Below are 22,498 nucleotides of genomic sequence, written 5' to 3'. Positions count from 1 at the left end.
GTTCTCGATACGTGGCGGGCGGGTCCGCTGCGGGCGGCCTCAGGAAAGTAGCCGTTATAGTTTCAAATGAAACCATAAGCAAGGCATAGCGCAACATGAATCGACCGACTTCCCAATCCGGGGCCGCGGCTCCGTCCGCGACCGGCGCGCCTGAACAGGCCCCGGCCGCGCCGCAGCGCGCGGCCGCGCGCGCCAGCGGCCGTCACGCCGAGCTCGACCTCGACCACTTCCTGCCCTACCGCCTGTCGGTGCTGTCGAACCGGGTCAGCGGCGCGATCGCCCGGGTCTATTCCGAGCGCTACGCGCTGAGCGTGACCGAATGGCGGGTGATGGCGGTGCTCGGGCGCTTCCCCGAGCTGTCGGCCAACGAGGTCGCCCAGCGCACGGCGATGGACAAGGTGGCGGTGAGCCGCGCGGTGGCGCGCCTGACCGAGGCCGGCCGGCTGGAGCGCGACACCCACGACGACGACCGCCGCCGCTCGGTGCTGCGGCTGTCGCCGGACGGCTACAGGATCTACGACGAAGTCGCGCCGATGGCGCTGGCGTTCGAGCAGCGGCTGCTGGCCGGGATCGAGACGGCCGAACGCGACGCGCTGTTCCGGCTGCTGGACCGACTGGACGAGCTGGAGATGCAGGCCGAGGCCCAGATGGCGGCCGAATCGCGCTGAAGTTCCGGTTGCGCCGTGTAGGAGCGGCGCAAGCCGCGACCGCGAAAACACAGCCACGACGGCCGCACCGAACAACCCGGCTTGCGGCGCAGCGACGACGGTTTCGCCGTCGCTGCATTGTCGCGGTCGCGGCTTGCGCCGCTCCTACGGGGGGCGCTGCGGCTGCGGGTCTATTTCCGCCGGTTTGCGAGGTAAGAGATCAGCCACACCGTGCCGGCCGCGCCGCCGATCAGCACGAACAGGATCAGCCAGTGGAAGATGCCGACGTTCATCGCGGGCGCTCCTTGTGCCTCGCCTGTCGCGCACCATCGCACGAACGAAAACGGCGGCCAAGCGGCCGCCGTTTTCGCGTTCAAACCCGCGGCGCGATCACTTCACGCCGTGCATCAGCTTCTGCACCAGCGGCGCGATCAGGAACAGCAGCACGCCGGCGCCGACCAGGGCCCAGAAGCCGAAGGTGTAGCCGCCGAGCGCCGAGGTCGTGGTCATGCCCCCTTCGCCGCTGACGTGGCCGGCGAAGATGCCCGAGAGGTTGTTGCCGATGCCGGTCGACAGGAACCAGCCGCCCATGCCGAAGCCGACCAGGCGCACCGGCGCCAGCTTGGTCACCATCGACAGGCCGATCGGCGACAGGCACAGCTCGCCGATGGACTGGATCCAGTACACCGCGAACAGGGTCCAGAACGGGATCTTGCCGTTGTCCAGCAGGCTGCCCAGGGCGAACATCAGCAGCAGGAACGCCAGGCCGTTGAAGATCAGGCCCAGGCCGAACTTGCGCGGGATCGAGGGATTGGCCTTGCCCATCGCCACCCAGATCCAAGCGATCAGCGGGGCCAGGGTGATGATCGCGACCGAGTTGACCGACTGGAACCACGCGGTCGGGAACACGCGCTCGCCGCTGAGGCTGTAGACCAGGTCGGCGAGGCCGCCGGTGAAGATGTCGCGGTCGACGATCTTGTCGGCGAGGAAGGTGAAGGAGCTGCCGGCCTGCTCGAAGAACATCCAGAACAGGATGTTGAAGGTGAAGATGATCAGCATCGCGACGACCTTGTCGCGCTGCTGCGAACCTTCGCGGAAGCCTTCGGCCAGCAACAGGCCGCACAGGCCCAGGAACATCGCGGTCAGCACGCCCTGCAGCGCGCCGGCGCCCATGGCGAGCAGGAAGTAGACGACCGGGATCGCGACCACCGCGCCGAGGAACACGTACAGCACCTTGCGCGGATCCTGCTGGCCTTCCGGCGGCACGCCGATGCCCTTGAGGCCGGCGCGGCCGAACCAGAACCACACCAGGCTGATCAGCATGCCGATGCCGGCGGAGATGAAGACGATCTTGTAGTCCGGCAGCGATTCGCTGCCGAAGATCTTCTGCGCCAGGTACTGGGTCAGCAGCGGCGCCAGCATCGCGCCGAGGTTGATGCCCATGTAGAAGATGGTGAAGCCCGAGTCGCGGCGTTCGTCGCCGACCGCGTAGAGCTTGCCGACCATGGTCGAGATGTTCGGCTTGAACAGGCCGTTGCCGCAGATGATCGTGGCCAGGCCGAGCTTGAAGATCTGCTCGTTCGGCAAGGCGATCATGAACAAGCCCGCCGACATGATCACCGCGCCGAGCAGGATCGAGCGCTGGTAGCCGAGGATGCGGTCGGCGACGTAGCCGCCGAAGATCGCCGCGGCGTAGACCAGGGCCAGGTAAGCGCCGTAGACGCGGTTGGCCGGCGCCTCGCCGGCGGCGTCGCCGCCGTGGAACTGGTGGACGATGTACAGCACGAGCGCCCAGCGGATGCCGTAGAAGGCGAAGCGCTCCCAGAATTCGGTCATGAACAGCATCCACAACGGCTTGGGATGGCCCAGCCGCGTGGAGAATTCGGGAATGGGCGCCTGGCCCTGGGTCGGTATCGCGGCTCCGCTCATGCGGTGTCCCCTGTCGTGTGGAAACTGAATGAAAATCCCACGCCGACGGCACGGGCCGGGGAGATTTACCGGCACAGGCCGGCGGCGTCAAACATTCGTGAAGGTGCGGGGCGCGTGTTGCGACGCAACATTCGTGCCTGCAAATGCCTGAACGGGCGAGGATTTTGCGCCGGGCGGGCCGGGAAAGTCCGGCTTCTGGCGGGCTTCTTGCCGCTATCGGGTGACAACTGTCATGGTTTGCGGTTTGTTGCGCGGCGAGCTGGCACAAAAGCGTCGGGGCTGAAGCCCCTCCACAACAGCCGGCACCGGCGGGAACTGGCGCTTGTGGGAGGGGCTTCAGCCCCGACGCTTTCCGCTCCGCCGCGACGCCGCCGCAGACGCTGTCTCAGGCCCCATACCCCCCGGCCGGGGCCAGGGTGGTGCGCACCGAGAACAGTTCCGGGAAGAAGGTCAGCTCCAGCGCCTGCCGCAGGAAGCCGACCCCGCTGGAGCCACCGGTGCCGCGCTTGAAGCCGATGATGCGCATCACCGTGCGCATGTGGCGGAAGCGCCACAGCTGGAACTGGTTCTCCAGGTCGACCAGGTCCTCGCACAGCGCGTACTCGCGCCAGTACACGTCGGTGTTCTCGTAGATGCGCTCGAACACCGGCTGCAGTTCGGCGTCGGCCACGTGCGGCTGGCGCCAGTCGCGCTGCAGGTGCGCGGCCGGCACGGCATGGCCGAAACGCGCCAGGTACATCAGGAATTCGTCGTACAGGCTCGGCGCGGCCAGCGCGCGCTCCAGGTCGGCCTGGCCGTTGGGGTCGTAGGCGAAGACCTTGAGCATGTCCTCGTTCTTGTTGCCGAGCATGAACTCGATGGTGCGGTACTGCAGCGACTGGAAGCCCGAGGACGGGCCCAGGGTCTCGCGGAAGCCCATGTATTCCGACGGGGTCAGCGTCTCCAGCACCGACCACTGTTCGGTCAGCAGGCGCAGCACCTGCTTGCAGCGCGCGAGGATCTTCTGGCATTGCCAGACCTGGTCGCGGCGCAGGTGCGCCAGCGCGGCGCTGAGCTCGTGGATGATCAGCTTCATCCACAGCTCCGAGACCTGGTGCTGGACGATGAAGAGCATCTCGTCGTGGTGGCCCGGTTGCGACAGCGGGCGCTGCGCCGACAGCAGCTTGTCCAGTTGCAGATAGCCGCCGTAGGTGATGCGTCCCTGCAGGTCGGTATGGATACCGTCTTCCAGTTCGCGCTGGTTCTTCTCTACGGACATCGGGGGCTCTTGGCGGCAAGCGCCGGGCACGGCAGGGGCGCAAAGCGTAGCGCATCCGGACCGCAGCCGGAGGCGCGCTCGGTTGCCGCGAACGGGCCGCATCGCGACGCCTCGCGCCGCACGCGGGCGCATCGCTCCGCGGCTGCCTGCTTCACGATGGCTTGCTCCACGACCGCTTGCTTCACGACGGCTTGCTTCACGACGGCTTGCTTCACGACGGCTTGCTCCGCGACCGCGCGCTGCGCGGCCGCTGTCGCATCGAGCGCCGGCCGCGCCGAACGCGGACGCGTCCGCGACGCCGGTCACGCGGTCGCGGCCGGTGCGACGCGCGAAAACTAAAATGGTCGCGCCTGCCCACCGTCGCAACGGTCCAGTCTGCAGGCGCACTTTCAAGGGGATTCCATGCAAAAACTCGCTAGCCGCGCACTCGCGGCCGGTATCGCCGTGGCCTTGTCCGGCACCGCCGGCGCCCAGGTCGTCATCTCCCAGGTCTATCCCAACGCCGGCGCCAACGGCTATCACGCCGATTACGTCGAGCTGCACAACACCGGCAACGCCACCGTCAATCTCGGCGGCTGGAGCCTGCAGTACGCGCAGCAGGGCAGCGGCTGGCAGCGCACCCAGATCAGCGGCACCCTGCCGCCCGGCGGCTACTACCTGATCCGCATGGGCACCACCACCGCGGGCCGCGCGCTGCCGACGTCGAACTTCAGCAGCCCGACCAGCATGGCCCCGCAGTCGGGCAAGCTCGCGCTGCTGTCCGGCGGCGGCACGCTCGCCGGCGCCTGTCCGAGCGCGCAAGCGGGACTGGTCGATCTGTTCGGCTACGGCGCGACCGATTGCTACGAAGGCAGCGCGCGCGCCGCCGTCGTCTCGCCGCTCAACGCGTACCTGCGCAAGAGCGACGGCTGCCAGGACAGCCAGTCCAACGCCGCCGATTTCTCGGTCGCCTCGGCCGCCCCGCGCAACGCCGCGTCGGCGCGCCTGGTCTGCGCGCCGACCCTGCCGAAGCTGAGCGTGCAGCCGGTGGCCAAGGCCGAAGGCCACAGCGGCGTCACCCCGTTCGAATTCGAACTCAAGCTCGACGCTCCGGCCGGACCCGCCGGCGTGGATTGGTCCGTGCACGTCAGCGGCACCGGCACCGCCACGCCGGATGCGGACTACACACCGATCAATCTCAGCGGCCGGATCGAGCCCGGCCAGAGTTCGGCGCGCTTCGTCCTGCCGGTGCGCGGCGACAGCGAGGTCGAAGCCGACGAAACCGTGCCCCTGCAGATCAAGGTCCACGCCGGCGCGACCACCGCCAACGGCGACTACCTCGACACCGTCGCGACCCTCCTCAACGACGACACCGCGCCGCCGCCGACGATGAGCGTGGCGAACGTCGCGCGCAGCGAAGGCCACGACGGCTACGCGCCGTTCGAGTTCGAACTGAAGCTGGACCGTCCCGCCGGCGCGGGCGGCGCGCAATGGCGCGCGCTCAGCGTCGACGGCGGCACCGCCACGGCCGGCGCCGACTATCTGCCGATCGACCTGGCCGGCACCATCGCCGAAGGCCAGAGCGCGGCCAGGTTCGCCCTGCCCGTGCGCGGCGACACCGTGCCGGAAGCCGACGAAACCGTGAAGCTGCGCATCGACCTGGGCGCCGGCGCGCGCGCCGCCGACGGCAGCGCCAGCCTCGCCACCGAAGCGGTCATCCTCGACGACGATCCGCTGATCACCCCGATCCACGCGATCCAGGGCCGCGGCGAGCGCTCGCCGATGCTCGGCCAGCAGGTCCAGGTCGAAGGCATCGTCACCGCGATCGTCAAGGACGGTTTCTTCCTGCAGGCGCCGGCGACCGAAGCCGACGCCGATCCGCTGACCTCCGAAGCGCTGTTCGTGCAGACCGGCACCGCGCCGAATCCCAACCTGCAGGCGTTGCGGGTGCGCGCGGTCGGCATCGTCGCCGAACTGTACGCGCCGGGCGATCAGCCCGACCGCGCGTCGATGACCGCCATCGTCGCCACCAACCCGGCGCAGAACGTCGGCAACGTGCGCCAGCCGCTGCCGCCGGCATTGGTCCGGCTGCAACCCGATCCCGGTCTCGGCGCGGCCGGCTACGAAGCCTTCGAAGGCATGCGCGTGCAGCTCGACGACCGCCTCGTGATCGGCGCGACCGGCGGCCGCACCGATGCGGGCCTGGAAACCACGGTCAGCGACGGCGTGTTCTATCTCCTCGACGGCGCCGCCGACGCGCCGCCGCCGATGCGCGAACCCGGCGCGCGCTACGGCGTGCGCGACAACGGCGCGCCGGCCGGCTGGATCCCGCGCTGGGACGGCAATCCCGAGGCCATCGGCGTGGACAGCGCCGCGACCGGCCGCGCGCCGTTCGATGTCGCCGTCGGCGCGCGCGTGGGCAACGCGGTCGGTCCGCTCGATCAACGCAGCGGCCGCTACACCGTGATCCAGCAGGCCGACCAGGCGCTGCTCGCGCTCGCGCCGGCGCCAGCGCCGAGCGGCGTCGACGCGGCCGATCCGTATCGCCCGCCGGTCGATGTCGCGTACTACGACCTCGGCGCGTTCCACGACGAAATCAGTCCGCCCAACTCCGGCCAGCCGGCGAGCCAGCCGTTCGCGGTCGAGCGGCGCCTGGACAAGCTCGCCGAAGGCATCGCCGGCAAGCTGCGCCTGCCGCACATCGTCGCGATCGGCGGCGTCGAGAACCGCGCGCTGCTGGAACGCCTCGCGCAACGGCTCAACCAACGCGCGGCGACCGCCGGCCAGGCGAATCCGAACTATCGCGCGGTGTCGTTGGAAAGCGCTTCGCCGCTGCAGTTGGGCTTCCTGCTGCGCAGCGATCAGGTCGGGCCGGCGCCGCGGGTGCTGCTCGACGGCCACGTCCAGATCGGCCGCGAGGAAACCCTGGCGCTGCCGTCGGGCGACTGGATGCCGCTGTTCGAGCAGGCGCCGCAGTTCGTCGACGCGACGGTGCGCGACAACGGCGCCGAGTTCCGCCTGCGCGTGCTGCTGGCCGCGCTGGCGCCGCTGGACGGCAGCGACGCCGACAACGCGCAAGGCCGCGCGCTGCGCTTGCGCCGCCACGCCCAGGCCGATTTCCTCGCGCGCTGGGTGCAGCAGCACCAACAGGCGGCGAACGCGCTGCCGCTGCTGGTGCTCGGCGATCTGCAAGGCTACGGCTTCGGCGACGGCTACACCGATCCGGTCGGCACGCTCGTCGGCAAGCCCAGCGATCCGCTGTGGACGCTGGTGCCGGGCGACGGCATCGATCGCATCGATCCGAACCTGATCGCGCTGACCGCCACCGGCGCCGACGGCGAACGCTATTCCTCCATCGTCGAAGGCTCGCGCCAGCAGTTGCAGCACGCGCTCGCCGACGAGCGGCTGGTGGCGGCCACCGATGCGATCGAGCTGCGCCACGCGCGCATCAACGCCGGCCAGCCGGCGACGGCGCGCGACCAGGCCGGCAGCGAACTGCGCGCGGCGAACGTCGATCCGCTGCATGTGCGGCTGTTGCCGCGCACCCATGCCGATCTGTCGCTGTCGGTGCAGGCGCCGCAGCCGCCTACCGCGGGCCAATGGCTGGAGTACCGCGTGGTTGTCGACAACCTCGGGCCCGACGACGCGCATGGCGTCGGCGTCGGCATGGCGCTGTCGCAGGCCTTCGACCGCGTGCGCGTGCAGGCCCCGCCGGACTGGAACTGCGGCGCGCCGCAGATCGAGGCCGGCCGCACCAGCGCGGCGTGTTCGGCGCCGCGCATGTGGCGCGACAGCGGCGCGTCGCTGAGCCTGTTCGTGCTCACCTACGCCGACCAAGCCGGCACCGACCTGACCCTGGCCGCGTCGGCGACCGCGCAATCGGCCGATCCGCAACCCGGCAACAACGCCGCCCAGGCCAGCGCGAGGCTGACCGCGGCACCGGCGCCGTAAAACCCTGAACAGGCGCCACGCCGCCGCACCGAGGGGTGCGGCGGCGCACTGCCGGGCACGCGCCGAACCACGGGCCGGGCGCGTCCGCGCATGCTGCACTGCATCGCGCGGCGTCGCATAAAACGATTACGTGCACATTACCGATGGCAGAACTCGCACTGCGTCATCGCACTGCAACGCCAGAAAGTGAGTATTCGTGCACAATCCAGCTGTCTGCGGCCGGGGAGGCCGGCAGACGCTCACTTGGGGAACTACATGGACAAGAACACGAGCCGCCTCTGGGCGGCGGTGGTATTGGCTTTCGCCTCGGCCGGCACGGCCCAGGCGCAGGTCGTAATCAGTCAGGCTTACGGCGGCGGCGGCAACTCCGGCGCACCGGTCAAGAGCGACTACATCGAGCTGCACAACAACGGCGCCACCGCGGTCGACCTGACCGGCTGGAGCGTGCAGTACGCGTCGGTCACCGGCACCAGCTGGCAAGTCACCACGCTCAACGGCTCGATCGCGCCCGGCGGCTATCACCTGGTCAAGCAAGGCGACGGCGCCGGCAGCCAGCCCGCGCTGCCCACGCCCGACTCGGTCGGCGCGATCAACATGTCCGGCGCCAACTTCAAGGTCGCGCTGGTCAACAACATCGTCGCGCTCAGCGGCGCGTGCCCCGCCGGCACCATCGATCTGCTCGGCGTCGGCCCCACCGCCAACTGCGCCGAAGCCAACGCGCCGACCCCGGTGGTGAGCAACTCCACCTCGGCGATGCGCAACGACAAGGGCTGCGTCGATACCAACAACAACGCCGCCGACTTCTCCATCGCCACCATCACCGCCACCTCGCCGCGCAACAGCGCCTCGCCGGCGTTCGTGTGCGGCGGCGTCGGCCCGGTGCTGCCCGCGCTCACCGTCGCCGACGTCTCGGCCGACGAAGGCAACAGCGGCACCACCGTGTTCACCTTCACCGTGAGCCTGAGCCAGCCGGCCGGCGCCGGCGGCGTGAGCTGGAAGGCCTCGACCATCGACGGCACCGCCACCGCGGGCAGCGACTACGCGGCCGTGTCCGATCTCGCCGGCACCATCCCGGCCGGGCAGAGCAGCGCCACCGTCGCGGTCAGCGTCAACGGCGACACCGTTTCGGAAGCCAACGAAACCTTCAAGCTGCGGTTCCAGAATATCAGCGGCGCGACCCCGGCCGCGCCTGGCTTCGTCGACGCCACCGCGACCATCGTCAACGACGACGTCACCGTGGTCGCGATCCACGACATCCAGGGCAACGGCGCCAAGTCGCCGCTGGAGAACCAGGTCGTCACCACCGAAGGCGTGGTCACCGCGCGCAAGAACAACGGCTTCTACCTGCAGACCACCGACGCCGAAGCCGATGCCGACCCGATGACCTCCGAGGGCATCTACGTCTTCACCAGCTCCGCGCCGACCGCGGCCGTCGCCGTCGGCAACCGCGTGCGCGTGACCGGCACGGTCGCCGAGTACATTCCGGCCGCCGACCCGGGCCAGCTGCCGCTGACCGAACTGACCTTCGCCACCTACAACCAGATCGGCACCGCGCCGTTGCCGGTGCCGGTGGTGCTGCCGGTGGTGCAGCCGACCTCGCCGCTGGACGCGCTGGAGCCGTACGAGGGCATGCGCGTGGCGATCCAGAGCTTCAAGGTCACCGCGCCGAACCAGGCCAACTCGGTCAACGAGACCAACTTCACCAGCACCAACCGCAGCTTCTTCTACGGCGTCATCGGCGACGTGCCGCGGCCGTTCCGCGAAGCCGGCATCCCGCCGGGCACCAACCCGCCGGCCGGCACCGTCCCGCCGATCCCGCGCTGGGACGGCAACCCGGAGCTGATGGTCGTCAACAGCGACGCGATCGGCGGCGCCAAGCTCGAGTTCGCCGCCGGCACGGTCATCGCCGGCCTGGTCGGCCCGCTGGACTACAGCTTCCGCCGCTACACCCTGCTGATCGAACCCGGCGCGTCGCTCAACGTGACCCCGGCGCCGCAGCCGCGTCCGTCGGTGGAGACGGTCGATCCGAACGCGGTGTCGGTCGCCGGCTACAACATGCAGCGCCTGTTCGACACCGTCGACGATCCGAACATCAAGGAACCGCTGCCGACCGCCGACGCCTACGCGCGGCGCAAGCAGAAGGCCTCGATCGGCATCCGCGACTATCTCAAGACGCCGGACATCCTCGGCGCGGTCGAGATCGAGAACCTGAGCACGCTGCAGGACCTGGCCGCGAAGATCAACGCCGACGCGGTCGCCAACGGCCAGCCGAACCCGAACTACGTCGCTTACCTCGAGGAAGGCAACGATCCGGGCGGCATCGACGTGGGTTACCTGATCAAGACCGCCGAAGTGCTGCCGGGCAAGCCGCGCGTGGAAGTGCAGGCGGTGACCCAGGTCGGCAAGGACACCCTGTGGGTGCAGCCCGACGGCAACAGCGACGAGCTCAACGACCGTCCGCCGCTGGTGCTCGACGCCGTCGTCCACTACGCCGACGGCCGCGCGTTCCCGCTGACCGTGGTGGTGGTGCACCAGCGTTCGCTGAGCAAGGCCGAAGAGGTCGGCAGCGAGGGCGACCGCGTTCGCCTCAAGCGCCAGCGCCAGGCCGAGTTCCTGGCCACCTACGTCAACCAGCGCCAGACCCAGAACCCGGCCACCCGCCTGATCGTGCTCGGCGACTTCAACGCGTTCGAGTTCAACGACGGCCTGACCGACGCGATGGGCACCGTGATCGGCGCGCCCAGCCCGGACGACGCCACCGCCGTGCCCGGCGACGGCGCCGACCTGGTCGAGCCGAACCTGATCAACCTGGCCAGCACCATCGACCCGATGGAGCGTTACTCGTACAGCTTCGACGGCCAGGCCCAGAGCCTCGACCACACCCTGGTCAACGAGGAAATGGTCGTCGCCACCAGCTCGATCAAGTTCACCCACGCCCGCATCAACGCCGACTACCTGGAAGCCAACCGCGCCGACGCCAACTCGCCGACGCGCATGTCCGACCACGACCCGATGGTGACCTACCTGGTGCCGCGCGAAATCGCCGATCTGGGCGTGACCGCGGCCGCCAGCGCCGCCTCGGTGCAGGTCGGCCAGAGCATCGGCTACACCGCGGTCGCGACCAACCACGGTCCGGGCCGCGCCGACGCGGTCGGCGTGGGCTTCGCCCTCGACGCCGAACTGCCGTCGCTGAGCGTGACCAAGCCGGCCGAGTGGACCTGCGACGCACCGCAGATCGCCTCGGGCAAGACCTCGGTCGCCTGCCGCACCGGCGCCCTGGCCAACGCCGCCAACGCCAACTTCGCGCTGTCGGCCAACGCCACCGCCGACCTCGCCGGCAAGACGGTCAAGCTGGCGGTCAGCGGCGAAACCACCTCGCAGGACGCGGTCGCGGGCAACAACGCGGCCGAAGCCAGCGTGGCGGTGATCGCCCAGGACGACGGCACCCCGGCGCTGCTCAACGGCAAGGCCGTGGAACTCGGCGGCGCCGCCGGCGAAGCCAAGACCTTCCGCCTGGAAATCCCGGCCGGCGCGCGCGGGCTGCGGATCATCACCCAGGGCGGCACCGGCGACGTCTCGCTGTACGCCAAGCGCGGCGCGCGTCCGAGCGCGACCGACTACGACCTGCGTTCGATCCGCAGCGGCAACAACGAAGCGGTGTTCTCCACCGTGCCGCAGGCCGGTACCTGGTACGTGACCGTGCAGGGCGGCGCCACCGCGTTCGCGCGGGTGCTGTTGCTCGCCAACTTCTCGCCCTGAGCCTCGCGCCCATAGCGACGACCCAGACCCCGGCTTCGGCCGGGGTCTTTTTTTTGGCCCGCCATCGCCGCGGATTTTTTTCGCCGCGGCGCCGCCGCATCGCCGAATCTGCGACGTCGGTCAGGCACACTCTGCGCACCGCCGCAGGAGCGTCGGTCCAGTCAACAGGGAATGCCATGAACAAGTCAGGGGGCCGCCTGCTGGCGGCAGCGCTGGCCTTCGCCGCGGCCGGCTCGGCCCAGGCGGGGGTCGTCATCAGCCAGGTCTACGGCGGCGGCGGCAGCGCCGGCGCCAGCTACTCGCACGATTTCATCGAGTTGCACAACAACGGCGACACCGCCGTCAGCCTCAACGGCTGGTCGATCCAGTACAACCTGGCGCCGAGCCCGGCGCCGTGGCAGCGCACCGCCCTGTCCGGCAGCATCGCGCCGGGCGGCTACTACCTGATCCAACAAGCCAGCAGCGGCGTCGCCGGCCTGCCGCCGCTGCCCGCGGCCGACGCCGTCGGCACGATCCAGATGCAGACCAGCGGCGGCAAGCTGGTGCTGGTCGACCACAACGGCGCGCTCAGCGGCGCCTGTCCGTCGCCGCGCATCGACGCGGTCGGCATCAGCGGCTCGGCCACCTGCTCGGAAACCCGGCCGCTGCCGGTCGTGCTGACGGTGACCACCGCCGCCGCGCGCAAGGACGGCGGCTGCAACGACACCGGCGACAACGGCGCCGACTTCGAAACCGCGACGCCGGCGGCGCGCAATTCGGCCTCGCCGGCGCGCCTGTGCAGCGGCGGACTGCCGCAACTGCGGATGCAGGACCTCGCCCTCGACGAAGGCAACGCCGGCCAGACCCTGGCGACGGTGCGGGTGCTGCTCGACCGCCCGGCCGGCCCCGGCGGCGCCAGCTTCGCCTTCGCCACCCGCGACGGCAGCGCCCGCGCCGGCGAGGACTACGCCCAGACCGCCGGCAACGCCAGCATCGCCGCGGGCCAGAGCGAGACCACGCTGAACGTCCCGATCTTCGGCGACACCGCGCCGGAGCCGAACGAAACCTTCTTCGTCGACGTCTCCAACCTCGCCGGCGCCACCGGCGCGGACGTCTCCGCGCAAGTCACCATCAACAACGACGACATGGCGATCACCGCGATCGAGGCCGTGCAGGGTACCGGCCCGGTCTCGCCGCTCAACGGCCTGCCGGTGACGGTCGAAGGCATCGTCACCGCGCGCCGCGCCGACGGCTTCTTCCTGCAGTCGGGCGCCGGTTCGCAGCCCGGCCCGGCCCCGTCCGCGATCTACGTCGCGGTCGGCTTCGAGCCGCCGGCCAGCGCCGGCATCGGCAACCGGGTGCGGGTCAGCGGCACCGTGGTCGAGTACGCACCGATCGGCCAGGCCGGCCGCGGCACCCGCACCCAGATCGCCGGTTCGCCGCTGATCACATTGCTGCAAACCGATCAGCCCCTGCCCGACCAGGTCCGCGACCTCGCCACCGTCGCCAGCGGCGATCTGGAGCGCTACGAAGGCATGCGCATGGTCGTGCATTCCCTGCGCGTCATCGCGCCGGCCGACGGCATCCTCGACGAAGCCCAGGCGCGCGCGCGCAGCCGCGGGCTGATGTACGTCACCGCGGCCGGCACCACGCCGCTGCGCACGCCGGGCATCCGCTACGGCGATCCGTTTCCGCCCGGCGGCGACGTCGAATCCGGCGACTGGCACTACGAGACGCTCGTGCTCGACGCCACCTCGACCCAGGGCCACAAGGAGATGAACCTGTCGGAGGACACCAGCGTCATCGACGCGCACGGCGTCGTCGACTTCGTCGATGGCCGCTATGTCCTGCTGCTGGATTCGGAGAACACGCCCGATTACGGCGGCTACGAGCTCGCCGACGGCGCCATCGCCCTGGTTCCCGCCGCGCAGGTCGACCTCACCGACGGCCCCGGCGTCTCCATCGCCACCTTCCCGGCCCTGCGCCTGTTCGACGCGACCGACGCCGCCGGCATCGCCGAGCCGGTGTTGAGCGTGGCCGCGTTCGAGCGCCGCCTCGCCAAGCTGTCGCTGGCGGTGCGCGGCTACCTCAAGCAGCCCGACGTGGTCGGCTTCACCGACGTGGAGAACCTCGCCACGCTGCAGGCGCTGGCGACGCGCATCAACGCCGACGCCGTCGCCGCCGGCCAGCCCAGCCCGCAGTACGCCGCGCACCTGCTGGAAGGCAACGACGCGCTCGGGCTCGACGTGGGTTATCTGGTCAAGACCGCCGACGTGCTGCCCGGCAAGCCGCGCGTGCAGGTGCTGCAGGTCGCGCAGATCGGCAAGGACACGTACTGGGTCGGCGCCGACGGCAACACCTCGCGGCTCAACGACCGCCCGCCGCTGGTGCTCGACGCGGTCGCGCATTACCCCGACGGCCTGGCGTTCCCGTTCAGCGCGGTGCTGGTGAGCCAGCATCCGGCCGACGGCATCGTCGCCAACGACCTGGCCGGCCAGCAGGTGCGGCTCAAGCGCCAGCGCCAGGCCGAGTTCCTGGCCGGCTACGTCAACCAGCGCCAGAGCGCCGAACCCAACACCCGGCTGGCGGTGCTGGGCGACTTCAACGCGCCCGAGTTCAACGACGGCTACGCCGACGTGCTCGGCGTGGTCGCGGGCGCGCCGAGCCCGGACGAGACCACCGGCGTGCCCGGCGACGGCGCCGACCTGGTCGAGCCGAACCTGGCCAACCTGACCAGCCTGATCCCGCAGAACCTGCGCTACTCGTCCTTCCTGGACGGCCTCGGCCACAAGCTCGACCACATCCTGGTCAACGAAGCCATGGTCGGCGCGACCTCGGCGATCGAGATCCAGCGCGCCAGGATCAATATGGGCAAGCCGGAGTACCTGCGCGAACAGGCCGATTCGCCGGCGCGCGAATCGCTGCGCGATCCGTCGGTGGCCTACCTGATCCCGCCGCCGCGCGCGGACGTGGCGGTGAGCCTCTCCCATCCGTCGTATGTGTCGCCGAACCAGAGCTACGTCTTCACCGTCACCGTGACCAACCGCGGCCCCAGCCGCGCGCGCAACGTCGGCGTCGGCTTCGCCATCTCCTCGCTGAGCGCCTCCAGCCGCGTCAGCGCTCTGGACGCGCCGTCCGGCGACGGTACGCCCACCTTCGCCAACGCGATCTTCCCGGTGCCCGCCGGCTGGACCTGCGAAGACCCGCTGGCGAGCGGCGAGCAGAACACCTTCGCCTGCAACGCCACGACGCTGGAGGTCGGCGCCAGCACGGTGTTCACCATCACCGGTCCGGCCGCGCTGGTGCCGAACTTCATCAACTACGGCGTGACCTTGGCGGTTTCGGCCGACGCCACTTCCATCGATACGCAGCAGGACAACAACAGCGCGGGGGGCACGATCCAGGCGGTGTATACCCCCGGTCCGCCGGATCCTTGCTGCGTCGTTTCGGACATGTGATCGCGCTCGGCCTCGCGCATCCGCGCGCGGCGCAGCGGCCGACGTCCGGCCACGCCGCGCGCGGGTGCGCGACCACCGACTTGCGATCGCCCGCGAACTCCGGCCGCCTGCCGGAGTTCGCGTTTCACCCACGGCACGTTTCACCCACGGCGCGTTTCGCCCACGGCGCATTTGCCGATACGGGCGGTTGGGGCATCGATGCACCCGCCGCGCGCCGCCAGCGAGCGGCGGGTGCAAAGTCCGCCGCACGCGAACCATGCCGAACGGCACGATTCGTCGCAGGCCGCGCGCTTGTCATCGATACCGATGCCCACCCGCCACGCGGCGCCCGCACGCTACGCTGGCCTGCACGCGCCACCGCCGGTCGTCAGTCCGATACGGTACGGTGGCCCGCGAACGCATCCGCATCGCGCACGCGCCCCGCGCCTAACTGCCGGACGCGCATGAGAAAACCCCGGCCCGCGCGGAGATTCGCCGAGGCCGCCCGCGCCGCCGCGAACCGCGCGAATTGCGACGCCTAGCGTTTTTCCTTGCGCAATGCATGCCGCAGCGCGCAACGGCGCTTAACGCCGCTTTCGGTATCATCCGCGCCATGACGCAGCGCCCCGCCAGCATCGAACGCGGGGCGCCGCGGCTTTAGCCCGGCCCGGAACCTCCGTCGCTTCACGACGGTCTCCGGACCCAGCCGTCTGAAGCTGACCAGCGCGCCCGGCACTGGATCCGGGACCGGAACGATTCGGACCTCATCCCCACCCGTGAGGACCTTCTCCCGATGACCGTCGCCGCGACGTTCGAAATCGAATACCTCCAATACCTCGGCGCCGACGGCAAGCCCGTCGCGCAGATCCCGGACGCGTTCAAGGACGCCAACACCCTGCTGCCGCTGTTCAAGCAGATGCTGTTCGTGCGCACCTTCGACAGCAAGGCCATCGCCCTGCAGCGCACCGGCAAGCTCGGCACCTACGCCGCGTGCCTGGGCCACGAAGCCACCCATGTCGGCATCGGCGCGTCGATGCGACCCGACGACGTGTTCGCGCCGAGCTACCGCGAATACGGCGCCCAGTTCATGCGCGGCGTGCAGCCGCGCGAAGTGCTGATGTACTGGGGCGGCGACGAGCGCGGCAACGACTTCGCCGGTCCGCGCAAGGACTTCGCCTGGTCGGTGCCGATCTCGACCCAATGCCTGCACGCCGCCGGCGCCGCGCTGGCGTTCAAGCTGCGCAAGGAACAGAACCTCGCCGTGGCCTGCTGCGGCGACGGCGGTTCGTCCAAGACCGACTTCTACGCCGCGCTCAATTCCGCCGGCGCTTACCAACTGCCGCTGATCCTGTGCGTGATCAACAACGGCTGGGCGATCTCGGTGCCGCGCAAGGCCCAGACCGGCGCCAAGACGCTCGCGCAGAAGGGCATCGCCGGCGGCCTGCATTGCCTGCAGGTCGACGGCAACGACCTGATCGCGGTGCTCGAAGGCATGCGCCGCGCGGCCGAACTCGCGCGCAACGGCGACGGCGGCAGCGTGATCGAGTTCATGACCTACCGCCTGCACGACCACACCACCGCCGACGACGCGCGCCGCTACCGCGACGACGCCGAGGTCAAGGACGCGTGGACGCGCGACCCGATGCCGCGCCTGCGCACCTACCTCACCGACCAGGGCGTGTGGAACGAAGAACTGGAAAAGGCCTGGCTGGAGGAATGCGGCAAGAAGGTCGACGTCGAAATCAACGCCTATCTGGAAACGCCGGTGCAGCCGGTCGAGGCGATGTTCGATTTCCTTTACGGCGATATGCCGGCGGACCTCGCCGCGCAACGCGAGCAGGCGCTGCAGGAGAACCGTCGATGAACGCCGCCACCCAGAGCAAGATCGAAACCGCGCAGACGGCCGCGACGCCGGCCGCGATCACCCTGATCGAAGCGATCACCCAGGCGCTGGCGTACGAGATGCGCAACGACCCGAGCGTGCTGGTGCTCGGCGAGGACGTCGGCGTCAACGGCGGCGTGTTCCGCGCCACCGCCGGCCTGCAGCAGATCTTCGGCAGCGAACGCGTGCTCGACACGCCGCTCGACGAAACCACCATCGCCGGCCTCAGCGTCGGCCTCGCCGCGCAGGGCATGAAGCCGGTGGCCGAAGCGCAGTTCGACGGCTTCGTCTATCCGATGCTCGACCACCTGATCTGCCACGCCGCGCGCCTGCGCCATCGCACCCGCGGCCGCCTGAGCTGCCCGCTGGTGCTGCGGGTGCCGTGGGGCGGCGGCATCCGCGCGCCGGAACACCACAGCGAGGCCAACGAATCGCTGTTCACCAACGTGCCGGGCCTGCGCGTGGTGCTGCCGTCTTCGCCGGCGCGCGCGTACGGCTTGCTGCTGGCGGCGATCCGCGATCCCGACCCGGTGATCTTCTACGAACCCAAGCGCATCTACCGCCAGTACAAGGAAATCGTCGCCGACGACGGCGAGGCGCTGCCGCTGGACGTGTGCTACGTGCTGCGCGACGGCAGCGACATCACCCTGGTCAGCTGGGGCGCGCAGGTCAAGGAAACCCTGGAAGCCGCCGACAAGCTCGCCGGCGAAGGCATCAGCGCCGAAGTGATCGACGTGGCCACGCTGAAGCCGCTGGACTTCGCCACCATCGCCGAATCGGTGGCCAAGACCGGCCGCTGCGTGATCGTGCACGAAGCGCCGAAGACCGCCGGTTTCGGCGCCGAGATCGCCGCGCGCCTGGCCGAGGAGTCGATGTACGACCTGCTCGCGCCGGTCGAGCGCGTCACCGGCTTCGACACCCACATCCCGCTGTTCCGCCTGGAAATGAAGTACCTGCCCAGCGTCGACAAGATCGTCGCCGCGGCCAAGCGCACGCTCGGCCACGGCTGACATGCGCGCCGTCGTCCTCGCCGACTACCGCAGCCAGTACCCCGACCCGATCGCGTTCGCGCGCGGCGCGGTGGTGCGGCTCGGCGAGCGCGACGACGAATGGCCGGCGTTCGCCTGGACCACGCTCGACGACGGCCGCGCCGGCTGGGCGCCGCTGCGCTGGCTGCGCCCGCTCGGCGACGGCCGCGCGCAGGCGCTGCGCGACTACGACGCGCGCGAGCTCGACGTCGCCGCCGGCCAGGACCTGCGCCTGATCGACGAGCACGGCGGATGGTGGTGGGCGCAACGCGACGACGGCGCGCAGGGCTGGGTCCCGGCGCGCCACCTGCAAACGATAGCCGAGGGCGCCTGACCGCGCCGATGCCAAGGACGACGCCGGCCCCGCCGCGTCGCCAACCTACTCAAGAGACCGACGAGTTATGAGCGATACCAAGACCTTCCTGCTTCCCGACCTCGGCGAAGGCCTGCCCGACGCGACCATCGTCGAATGGGCGGTCAAGGTCGGCGACACCATCCGCCTCGACGACACCCTGGTGTCGATGGAGACCGCCAAGGCGGTGGTCGAAGTGCCCTCGCCCGTGTCGGGCAAGGTGCTCAAGCTGGCCGGCGCCGCCGGCGATGTGATCGTCACCGGCACCATGCTGGCCGAGTTCGAGATCGATCCGAACATGCCGCAGCGCGCCGACGGCCAGGACACCGGCCACCACCACGGCGGCGGCCATGCCGCGCCGGCGGCCGCGCCCGCTCCCGCCAAGACCGAAGAATCGCCGGCCAAGGCCGAAGGCAACGAGCGCGCCGACAGCGGCACCGTGGTCGGCGCGATGCAGTCCTCCGACGCCGTGCGCAGCGAGCAGGCGGTCGCGGTCGGCGGGGTCAAGGCGATGCCGGCGGTGCGCGCGCTGGCGCGCAAGCTCGGCGTCGACCTGGGTCGCGTGCGCGCCACCGGCGCCGACGGCACGGTCAGCAGCGACGACGTCAAGCGCGCCGCCGCCGACGGCTCCGCCAAGATCGGTTCCGCACCGGCCGCCGCGGTCGCGCCGCGCGCGGCCGCCGTCGCCGAGGCGCCCGCGCCCGCCGCCGCGCCCGCGCGCAGCACCCTGTCGCAGTCGGGCCGGCCGATGCGCACCCAGCCGCCGGGCGCCGCCGTCACCGGCCAGCCCGAGCAGCTCAAGGGCGTGCGCCGCAACATGGCGCGGGTGATGGCCGACGCGCACAGCAAGGTCGTGCCGACCACGCTCGCCGACGACGCCGACATCCACGCCTGGCTGCCGGGCAACGACATCACCGGCCGCCTGGTGCGCGCGATCGTGGTCGCGTGCAAGACCGTGCCCGCGCTCAACGCCTGGTTCGACGGCGACAAGCTCACCCGCACCCTGCATCCGCACGTCGACATCGGCATCGCCGTGGACACCGACGACGGCCTGTTCGTGCCGGCGCTGCGCAACGCCGACGTGCTCGACCCGCGCGGCGTGCGCGAGGCGATCAACCGCCTGCGCGCGCAGGTCGAGGACCGCAGCATTCCGGCGTCGGAACTCAGCGGCTACACCATCTCGCTGTCGAACTTCGGCATGTTCGCCGGCCGCTACGCCACCCCGGTGGTGGTGCCGCCGACGGTCGCGATCGTCGCCGCCGGCAAGGGCCGCCACCAGATGACGCCGGTCATGGGCGGGTTCGAATCGCACAAGGTGATCCCGCTGTCGCTGACCTTCGACCACCGCGCCTGCACCGGCGGCGAGGCGGCGCGGTTCCTCAAGGCGATGATCGACGATCTGGCCCGGGCCAACTGAGGCTCGCGTCCGTCCCTCTCCTTGCGGGGAGAGGGATGGGCGGCGCGATCGGACACAAAAGCATCGGGCCTGAAGGCCCTCCCACAACAGCGGCGCTGTCGCCTGCTCTTGTGGGAGGGCCTTCAGGCCCGAGGCTTTCCGCTCCGACACCGCGCAACCCCGCACCCAGCCGCATTCGACGGCAACGGTCACGAACGCGAGCCTCCACCGCGCCGAACCCGCGCATCGACACTACCGCCGCGACAGCGAACGAGGCAGGCTGGCCGTCCACCCGCACAGGAGACCGCCATGGCCCACCGCAGCCGCTTGGCCGGATTCATCATCGACTGCGAGACCGGCGAGATCGACCAGGCCGCGCGCTTCTGGGGCGGCGCGCTGGGCCTGGCCCCGGGCGAAGTCGAGGACGACGAAGGCGCGCTCTACGTCAGCCTGCCCGACCATCCCACCCACCTGTACGTCGCGGTGCAGAAGGTCGATCACCCCTCGCGCGTGCACCTGGACATCGAAACCGACGACCTCGACGCCGAAGCCGCGCGCCTGGAAACACTCGGCGCGAAGAAGCTCAAATTCGTCAAACGCTGGTGGGTGATGCAAGCGCCGACCGGGCATCGCTTCTGCGTGGTCAAGATGCATCACCCGGACAAAGGCCCGGCGCCGAACGTCTGGGAGTGACTGTGGCGGGAGCGCCTTCAGACCCGATGCTTTCCGATCCGCCGACCGCGGCTGAGACAAGAGCATCGGGCCTGAAGGCCCTCCCACGTCAGCCCTCGCCTTTGCCGCGAGCCGCCGCCAACGGCAGCGCCACCCGGAAACACGCGCCGCCGCCCTGCGCGTCCGTCGCCTCGACCGCGCCGCGATGCAGGCGCACGATGTCGCGCACCAGGTTGAGGCCGACGCCGGCGCCGCGTTCGTGCGGCTGCAGGCGGAAGAAGCGTTCGAACACGTGCTCGCGGTGCGCCGGCGGAATGCCCGGCCCTTCGTCGCAGACCTCGACCACGCCGTCGCTGGCTTCGATCGCGACCCGGATCGTCACCGTGCCGCGGTTGCCGCCGTACTCGATCGCGTTCTGCACCAGGTTCACCAGCACCCGCTCCAGCGCCAGCGCGTCGCCGTTGACCGGCACCGGCCTGGCCAGGGCGTCGAACGCCAGTTCGTAGCCCGCGGCGATCGCCAGCGGCGCCAGGTCGGCGGCGACGCGCTGGCCGATCTCGCCCAGGTCCAGCGCTTCCAACTGCGGCTCGGGCCGGTCCAGGCGCTGCAGGTCGAGCAAGTGCTCGGCCAGCACCGACATGCGCGCCACGTCCTGCAGCAGGCGCTCGCGCTCGGGCAAGGCCGGCATCGATTCCAGCCGCGCGCTGAGGATCGCGATCGGCGTGCGCAACTCGTGCGCGGCGTCGGCGAGGAAGCGCCGGCGCCGCTCGAAACCGTCGTCGTAGCGCGCCAGCGCGCCGTTGACCGCGCTCACCAGCGGCCGCACCTCGTCGGGCACGCCGGCCTCGGGCAGGCGCGCGCCGCGCCGTTCCACGTCCAGCGCGCGCGCCTGCGCGATCACCGGCTCCAGGCTGCGCAGCGACCAGCGCACCACCATCGGCGTGGCGATCGCGGTCACCAGCGCCATCACCGCCAGCAACGGCAGGATCAAGGTGGCGAACAGCGACAGCGCCATCCACATCAGCCGCGAGGCCGACATCACCCGGCCCTTCTCGGTGGTCAGGATGCGGACCTCGCCGAAGCCGGCGTCCACGCGCTTGAGCCGCGCGCCGGCGATGCGGTCGTCGCCGAACAGGTAACCCAATCGCGCCTGGCTGACCCGGTCGAGCGCGCCGCCGATGCCGGCGAACTCGGCCGGCACCGGGCCATGGCGCAGTTCGCGCCCGGCTTCGTCGCGGATCACGTACCACAGCCGCGGCATTTCCTCGCGCAACTCGCGCAGGTCGGCGGTATCGCGCAGGCTCAGGCGGCCGTGCGCGTCGCGCTGCAGCGCGTTCTGCAGCACTTCCACCGCGTTGTCCTCGTCGACCGCGACGTTGGCCGCGTGCAGGCTCAGCGCCACCAGCACGCCGAACGCGGTCAGCAACAGGCATTGCAGGCCGAGCATCCGCCACAGCAGGCGCGCACGCAGCGACGGGGCGGCCTTCATGCGCCCTCCGGCAGCGCGCTTTCGCGCAGCAGATAACCGACCCCGCGGATGCCGTGGATCTCGACCCCGGCGCCGGCCTCGGCCAGGCGCCGGCGCAGGCGCGAGACGTGGGCGTCGAGGGTGTTGGACTGGATCTCGTCGTCGTAGCCGTACACCGCCTGCTCGATGGTCTCGCGCAGCACGGTGCGGCCGCGCCGGCGCAGCAGCGCTTCCAGCAGCAACAATTCGCGCCGCGGCAATTCCAGCGCGCGGCCGTCGACTTCGCCGGTGCGCGCGTCCAGGTCGAATGCCAGCCGGCCGATGCGCACGCTGTCGGTCTCCGCGCGCGGCGGCCGCCGGCGCAGCGCGCGCAGCCGCGCCAGCAGTTCTTCCACCGCGAAGGGTTTGACCAGATAGTCGTCGGCGCCCGCGTCGAGCCCGACCACGCGGTCGCTGAGCTCGCCGCGCGCGGTCAGCACGATCACCGGGGTGTCCAGCCCGCGCGCGTGCAGGCGCGGGATCAGCGCCAGCCCGTCGCCGTCGGGCAGGCCGCGGTCGAGCACGATCACATCGTGCGCCTGGCTCGCCGCCGCCGCCTCGCCCTCGGCCAGGCTACCGGCGTGGTCGGCGACCATGTCGTAGCGTTTGAGCGCGGCGACCAGGGCCGCGGCCAGTTCGGGTTCGTCTTCGATCAGCAGGATGCGCATGCGCCGATCATCGCCCGCCGGCGCCCGCCGCGTACCGTGCCATCGGTGCTCTTA

General features: G+C 70.7%; 13 protein-coding genes. 9 read left to right on the top strand and 4 right to left on the bottom strand.

Translation table 11 applies throughout. From position 1 onward, the window contains the following. The first annotated feature begins 95 nt into the window (after window positions 1–95). The gene (locus RDV84_RS11530) at window positions 96–668 is read left to right on the top strand and encodes a MarR family winged helix-turn-helix transcriptional regulator (RefSeq protein WP_309153495.1); all 573 of its coding nucleotides are present in this window, start codon (window positions 96–98) and stop codon (window positions 666–668) included. A 369-nt stretch (window positions 669–1,037) separates the two neighbouring features. Here the strand turns inward: RDV84_RS11530 and RDV84_RS11525 are convergent, their stop codons facing one another. Together RDV84_RS11525 and RDV84_RS11520 are read right to left on the bottom strand one after the other, a co-directional pair. Beyond that, window positions 1,038–2,576, bottom strand: coding sequence for a peptide MFS transporter (locus tag RDV84_RS11525; RefSeq protein WP_057948950.1), 1,539 nt, complete (start codon window positions 2,574–2,576; stop codon window positions 1,038–1,040). Between the two features lie 385 nt (window positions 2,577–2,961). Beyond that, complete coding sequence (locus tag RDV84_RS11520) at window positions 2,962–3,834, bottom strand: tryptophan 2,3-dioxygenase (protein ID WP_057948951.1); 873 nt, start codon at window positions 3,832–3,834, stop codon at window positions 2,962–2,964. Between the two features lie 402 nt (window positions 3,835–4,236). On the opposite strand from RDV84_RS11520, the gene RDV84_RS11515 reads away from it, so the two are divergent. The 8 genes from RDV84_RS11515 to RDV84_RS11480 all read left to right on the top strand — a co-directional run bounded on the left by RDV84_RS11515 (window position 4,237) and on the right by RDV84_RS11480 (window position 20,290). After that, window positions 4,237–7,764 carry a lamin tail domain-containing protein gene (locus RDV84_RS11515; RefSeq protein ID WP_309153494.1) on the top strand — a complete coding sequence of 1,176 codons (3,528 nt, stop codon included), beginning with the start codon at window positions 4,237–4,239 and terminating at the stop codon, window positions 7,762–7,764. Between the two features lie 255 nt (window positions 7,765–8,019). Next, window positions 8,020–11,523 (top strand): lamin tail domain-containing protein, encoded by a 3,504-nt coding sequence (locus RDV84_RS11510; protein ID WP_309153493.1) that lies wholly within the window; start codon window positions 8,020–8,022, stop codon window positions 11,521–11,523. Between the two features lie 176 nt (window positions 11,524–11,699). Further along, window positions 11,700–14,960, top strand: a complete 3,261-nt coding sequence (locus tag RDV84_RS11505) for a lamin tail domain-containing protein (RefSeq protein WP_309153492.1) — start codon at window positions 11,700–11,702, stop codon at window positions 14,958–14,960. A 772-nt stretch (window positions 14,961–15,732) separates the two neighbouring features. Beyond that, window positions 15,733–16,803 carry a pyruvate dehydrogenase (acetyl-transferring) E1 component subunit alpha gene (pdhA, locus tag RDV84_RS11500; protein WP_309153491.1) on the top strand — a complete coding sequence of 357 codons (1,071 nt, stop codon included), beginning with the start codon at window positions 15,733–15,735 and terminating at the stop codon, window positions 16,801–16,803. After that, complete coding sequence (locus tag RDV84_RS11495; protein WP_078998174.1) at window positions 16,800–17,831, top strand: alpha-ketoacid dehydrogenase subunit beta; 1,032 nt, start codon at window positions 16,800–16,802, stop codon at window positions 17,829–17,831. The genes pdhA and RDV84_RS11495 overlap by 4 nt, the downstream gene beginning before the upstream one ends. 1 nt (window position 17,832) lies before the next feature. After that, complete coding sequence (locus RDV84_RS11490; RefSeq protein WP_078998175.1) at window positions 17,833–18,183, top strand: SH3 domain-containing protein; 351 nt, start codon at window positions 17,833–17,835, stop codon at window positions 18,181–18,183. A gap of 67 nt (window positions 18,184–18,250) precedes the next feature. Continuing rightward, window positions 18,251–19,618: a dihydrolipoamide acetyltransferase family protein gene (locus RDV84_RS11485; protein ID WP_309153490.1), complete on the top strand. Its 1,368-nt coding sequence runs from the start codon at window positions 18,251–18,253 to the stop codon at window positions 19,616–19,618. 288 nt (window positions 19,619–19,906) lie between these two features. Continuing rightward, complete coding sequence (locus RDV84_RS11480; protein WP_250449206.1) at window positions 19,907–20,290, top strand: VOC family protein; 384 nt, start codon at window positions 19,907–19,909, stop codon at window positions 20,288–20,290. Window positions 20,291–20,378: 88 nt separating this feature from the next. Here the strand turns inward: RDV84_RS11480 and RDV84_RS11475 are convergent, their stop codons facing one another. Together RDV84_RS11475 and RDV84_RS11470 are read right to left on the bottom strand one after the other, a co-directional pair. After that, window positions 20,379–21,758, bottom strand: a complete 1,380-nt coding sequence (locus tag RDV84_RS11475; RefSeq protein WP_078998178.1) for a sensor histidine kinase — start codon at window positions 21,756–21,758, stop codon at window positions 20,379–20,381. After that, entirely contained in the window at window positions 21,755–22,444 is a 690-nt protein-coding gene (locus RDV84_RS11470; protein WP_309153489.1) for a response regulator, read from the bottom strand. Before RDV84_RS11470 ends, RDV84_RS11475 begins: the two co-directional genes overlap by 4 nt. Between the last annotated feature and the right edge of the window lie 54 nt (window positions 22,445–22,498).

The organism is Lysobacter yananisis (genome assembly GCF_031199375.1).
In the GTDB taxonomy this organism is placed as follows: domain Bacteria; phylum Pseudomonadota; class Gammaproteobacteria; order Xanthomonadales; family Xanthomonadaceae; genus Lysobacter; species Lysobacter yananisis.
This window is presented reverse-complemented; position numbering and strand designations above follow the sequence as displayed.